The sequence below is a fragment of the Bremerella sp. JC817 genome (genome assembly GCF_040718835.1).
In the GTDB taxonomy this organism is placed as follows: domain Bacteria; phylum Planctomycetota; class Planctomycetia; order Pirellulales; family Pirellulaceae; genus Bremerella.
The window spans coordinates 1-506 of sequence record NZ_JBFEFG010000238.1 but is presented as its reverse complement, the minus strand read 5'-3'; the positions used below and the strand labels follow the sequence as shown (position 1 = coordinate 506).

Below are 506 nucleotides of genomic sequence, written 5' to 3'. Positions count from 1 at the left end.
GCCCAGACAACAGCCGACATCGCCAGCCAGGTAATCAGCACGAGCGTGGCGGCGGCCTGGTCGTCGTCCCAGGATTCGGAGGCGCGGGCAGCGCGTTCAAAGCGGGCGGCGCAGATGCGGACCTCGCAGAAGTCGAGGCGGACGGATTCGGCCACGAGGCGATCGAAGGCCCAGTCCTGCGCGGGGCCGGAGGGGTGGTAGTCGGGCCGCCAGAGGGATCGGCGATCGGCAATGGCCTCGGCCAGGGCGGCTGGCGGGTGGACGCCGACGCGTTTTCGGATGCCGTGACCAATTTCATGTTGCTCTTTCATCCCTTCGGGCGTCTCGCGATGTCGCGGTGGGAGCGGTGGCAAGGGGCGATCGGTGGTCCGTTGTCGCGCTGTCGATGATCGCGTTGTACTTGATCGTGCGATACATCATCGTGAAGCCGCTGACACACTTGCGTGATGTGAGCGACGAGGTCAGCCAGGGACATCTCGACGTGCGTGCCGAGATCTACACGGGCG

1 protein-coding gene is annotated in these 506 nt (G+C 66.0%); it reads right to left on the bottom strand.

What is annotated here, in order from left to right; all coding sequences use genetic code 11:
* The coding region (locus AB1L30_RS01580) for a hypothetical protein (protein WP_367011572.1) at window positions 1-311 on the bottom strand (311 nt) is incomplete at its 3' end.
* Window positions 312-506: the final 195 nt, after the last annotated feature.